Source organism: Methanoregula sp. (assembly GCF_002835825.1).
Classification (GTDB): Archaea; Halobacteriota; Methanomicrobia; order Methanomicrobiales; family Methanospirillaceae; genus Methanoregula.
The window spans coordinates 1-3576 of sequence record NZ_PIZH01000235.1; the positions used below are offsets into that span (position 1 = coordinate 1).

At 57.9% G+C, this 3576-nt stretch carries 4 protein-coding genes; all 4 read right to left on the bottom strand.

What is annotated here, in order from left to right; genetic code table 11:
- Positions 1 to 380: 380 nt before the first annotated feature.
- On the bottom strand, positions 381 to 854 hold the full coding sequence (locus tag CW742_RS08865) for a peptidylprolyl isomerase (RefSeq protein WP_292419319.1): 474 nt from the start codon (positions 852 to 854) through the stop codon (positions 381 to 383).
- A gap of 93 nt (positions 855 to 947) precedes the next feature.
- Positions 948 to 1472, bottom strand: coding sequence for a peptidylprolyl isomerase (locus tag CW742_RS08870; protein WP_342764868.1), 525 nt, complete (start codon positions 1470 to 1472; stop codon positions 948 to 950).
- Positions 1469 to 2320: a hypothetical protein gene (locus tag CW742_RS08875; RefSeq protein ID WP_292419322.1), complete on the bottom strand. Its 852-nt coding sequence runs from the start codon at positions 2318 to 2320 to the stop codon at positions 1469 to 1471. The genes CW742_RS08870 and CW742_RS08875 overlap by 4 nt, the downstream gene beginning before the upstream one ends.
- Position 2321: 1 nt before the next feature.
- A partial coding sequence (locus tag CW742_RS08880) for a PEGA domain-containing protein (protein ID WP_292419324.1) occupies positions 2322 to 3576 on the bottom strand: 1255 nt, incomplete at its 5' end.

Genomic DNA, 3576 nt, shown 5'->3' on the forward strand with positions numbered 1-3576 from the left:
GGAGAAACCCATGTGTTTCTTCAGTTCCCGGCAAGAGGACCTGTCGCACGTCTTAGCCCCCCTCATTTCAGAGACCCGCCAATCCGGGCCCGTACAGGGCTCCGTTTTCCCCCTTTTCCGGAGCCAGAGGGAATAATTCCGGAAAATGAGGGAATAATTGGGGCAAAGTCTCCATTTTTACGCCGAAGAGGGGAGGTAACTTTTAGCCACATTCTTTTGGCCGATCGGCAGGCAAAACGGGTTTTGGCCTGTGGCAGGGTGTCAGTTGAGCGCCGAAAGCCGCCAGGCACACTCTGGCGAGGGATCGACGGTACCGGCGGTGAATGCCGGAAAAAAAGCATGGGATCCCTGCTATCCGACAGGGATCAGGATAAACATCTTCACTCAATAGTAGCCTTGACAATCACGACATCCTTCGCAGGCCGGTCCTCGCGAAGAGTCTTCGTCTTGCCGATCTTGTCGACAACATCCATACCCTCAATGACCGTCCCGAATGCCGGGTGCCGGCCGTCAAGGAAATTGTTGTTGACAAGGTTGATGAAGAACTGGCTGCCGCCGGTGTTCGGGCCAGCGTTTGCCATCGAGATCGTCCCGCGATCGTTTTTGTTGCCGGGCGGGAACTCGTCCTTGATCACGTAACCGGGACCTCCCGTACCATTCCCTTTTGGATCCCCGCCCTGGATCATAAAACCGTTGATGACGCGGTGGAAGATGATGCCATTGTAGAATCCCTCGCGGACGAGTTTTTCGAAGTTTCCTGCCGTGATCGGCATGTCGGATGCAAGATCGATTCGGATGGTGCCCATATTCGTTTCAAGCCGGGCGATCTTCCCGGACGGTGCTGGCGATGTCATGGTTATGGTACAAATGGGGGTTCCGGTTATATGAAAATACGCGGAATAATCCTGCGCGGAAAAAATCGCAAAAAGAGAAGATGTGATTTGGTATCAGATCATCGTGGCGCGGATGATCGTCACGTTCTGGAGCGGACGGAAGAACGGATAGCCATTTGTCTCCACTTTCGCGATCGCATCGACAACGTCCATGCCTTCGGTCACGGTCCCGAAGACCGGGTGCCTGGCGTCAAGGTTGTTATTGTCAACCGTATTGATGAAGAACTGGCTGCCCCCGGTGTTGGGGCCGGCATTGGCCATGGCAACGGTGCCGCGGTTGTTCTTGTTGGTGCCGGTAAACTCGTCATCGATCAGGTACCCCGGGCCCCCGCGGCCGGTGCCGGTGGGGTCCCCGCCCTGGATCATGAATCCGTCAATAACGCGGTGGAAGATGACGTCATTGTAGAATCCTTTCTTTACCAGCGTCTCGAAGTTTCGTGTGGTGTTCGGTTTCTCTGAGCTGAGTGCGATGACAATGTTCCCCATCGAGGTCTCCAGCCGGACTTTCTTTCCGGCAATAAAAGTCACTGCCGGAGAAACTGTTTCTGTGGGGGCGGGAGTGGAAGTCGCAGTTGTCACAACCGGTACCGGGGTGCCCAATGGGGTGGATTCAATGGTAGTTGCAGGCGCGGGCTGCGTGCATCCTGCGCAGAGGACAAGGGCCAGAATGAGGAGCCCGATGACTGATAACGTTCTGAAGGGTGACATCCCGGTACTCTGGGAAGTCCCGGAAAAAAGAGGTTGCGGGTTGACCCGGACTTCGTCTCATCGTCCCTGCGGCCGAACCAGAAGATTGCGCCGAGAGCAAGAACGATCGATACCAGTCCCGTGACAAGGATGATCGTTCCCTGGGACGTGAACGTGGTATAATCGCGTGCCGCAATATCGATTGCAAGGACTGCGGCCGTGTTGCCAGTGGAGTCTGCCACAGAATCATCGATGGGAGCGTAAGCGCTCATGAACGAGCCGTACTTTGTCGTGTAGGGCTGCTTCGTGACCGTGGGGCCGGAGAGCGCGAGGAAGATCGCATCCTGATCCGGCGCGGTGGACACCTCGCCGATCCGTGCCGAGCCCTGCGGGTCCTTGACCATCAGGTCGTCAACGAGGAAGACCGCAGTCTTGTTCGGGTAGACCTTCAGGATATAGGCATTGAGGATATGGTCATCCATGCTCCGCATGGTGTTGAGTTTCTCCACGAGCGCAAGGTATTCCGGAGCGTTCTCGTTGCCCGGGGTGATGTTGGCAAGTTCGTATCCATGGACCTGTGTGGCCATGACGCCAACGGTCCCTTTCATTCCCAGGGCAGTAGCGCTCCTGAGCGCATCCTGCTCTCCTGTATAGGCAACCAGGGTGAGCGCCCCGATGATGATGATCACGAGGATCGCTGCGAGGTACTGGTGTGTGGATTTCTTGCATGAACAGGTCATTTCAGGTTCGCCTCCTGAGTGCAGCTCCCAGTGCAACCGCCCCTGCGATCCCTCCAAGGATGATTGCAGGGGAGGGCGGCGACGCGGGAGTTGGTGCCGGGGCCGGCTGCATCGTGACGGTCAGCGGGGTTGTCTGCCCGGATCCCACGATGACGGACTGGGTACTGTCAATGTAGCCGGTATACTTCAGCAGGACCGTGTGCTGGCCTGCCGCTATGCCGGTGAGCGTTGCCGGGCTGTAGCCCTTGAAGAGATTGTCGACATAGATCTCGGCGCCGTCTGGTGTCGTGGTGACCTGGATCGAACCGGATGCCGGGACCGGTGTCGGCGCGGGACCGACCGGTGTCAGGACGGCATTGATCGAGGTGACTACGTTCGGCTGGACATAGACGGTGTTCATCCAGTCATTGTAGCCGGATGCAGTCACCTTGAAAAGGTGGTTTCCGCCGCCAACATTATTCAGGGTCAGGGTGCCGGACGAGGGGACCGTCCCCTGTTGTGCGCTATCCATCGACACCATGGCACCCGGGAGGGAGAGGACCTTCACGGTACCAAAGGATCCCGGAGGCATGACAGCACTGATGGTCTGGCTGCTGCCGGCATTGACGTACACGGTCGTCACGTAATCGCTGTAGCCGGTGAGGGTGAGCCGGAATGTGTGGCTTCCCGGGTACAGGGTGACGGTGACGGGAGCCTTCCCCTGGTAGTTATTGTCGGCATAGACAAGGGCACCCGTGGGATTCGAAGACACCGAGACTGTCCCGGTACTGCGGGGCGGGGGCGGTGACGGCTGGAGTGTCGGGTAATAGGTGGTGGTCTGGCCAGCCGCAACCGTGACGACCCGGGTATCAGGGGTGTACCCGCTCAGTGAGGCTTTCATGGAATAGGATCCCGCAGCAAGGCCGGGGATGGTTACCGGCGAATACCCGTAGAAGTTACCGTTCATGTAGATCGCAGCCCCCGATGGGCTTGACTGCGCATAGATCGTGCCGGTGGTTACCGGCGGTGTTGTGGTCGGGGGCGTTGTTACCGGCTGGAGGTTTGCGTTGACTGAGACGTGCTCGCCATTGGCGGGCATCTTTGAGGGCGCACCTGTCCACGAGTTGTAACCGGTTTTGGAGACGAGGATGGTTGTGACGGGGGTTCCCGAAGGTGAAACGCCAACAGAAAGCACACCCCCGGATGTCACGCCCTCGTAATTGCCGTTGAAGTAAACTGAAGCCCCGTCGACATTGCTGTAGACATCAATGTAGCCC